Consider the following 532-nt stretch of genomic DNA (forward strand, 5'->3'; position numbering starts at 1 on the left):
GTAGTGGGTAGTGGGTAGTCAGATTTTAAGAAGGAATTCGCCAGAGGCGAATTCCAACAAACAATCCGACTACTGACAACCGACAACCGGCTACCGAAACGCCACTGTTTAGTTTTGAGAGACCGTGGGACTATAGCTCAGCCGGTTAGAGCGCACGCCTGATAAGCGTGAGGTCGGTGGTTCGAGTCCACCTAGTCCCACCATTTTCAGAAGTCAGAATTCAGAAGTCAGGAGTCAGATTAAGAAGGAATTTGCTAAAGCAAATTCCTACAAGCAGTCCGACGTCCGACATCAGACGACTGACGACCGATATTGGGGGTGTAGCTCAGCTGGGAGAGCACCTGCCTTGCAAGCAGGGGGTCAGCGGTTCGAATCCGCTCATCTCCACCATTTTGTCTCTCAACCGTTCTTTGAAAACTGCACAGCATAGGAGAACAAGAGTAACTAGAGCCAGTCTTGTTTAGAAGCGAGACAAAGCGACACGTCAGAGGCGAAAGCTAAGGCGAGTTGCAGAGGAAAGTTCTAGTAGCGC

General features: G+C 50.2%; 2 tRNA genes. Both read left to right on the top strand.

Going from position 1 to position 532, the window contains the following annotated elements:
* The first annotated feature begins 126 nt into the window (after positions 1-126).
* Positions 127-203, top strand: a tRNA-Ile gene (locus Pmgp_RS19390).
* 111 nt (positions 204-314) lie between these two features.
* Positions 315-390, top strand: a tRNA-Ala gene (locus Pmgp_RS19395).
* The last annotated feature ends 142 nt before the right edge of the window (positions 391-532 follow it).

Origin of the sequence: Pelotomaculum propionicicum, from assembly GCF_004369225.1 — a bacterium.
Lineage (GTDB): Bacteria > Bacillota > Desulfotomaculia > Desulfotomaculales > Pelotomaculaceae > Pelotomaculum_B > Pelotomaculum_B propionicicum.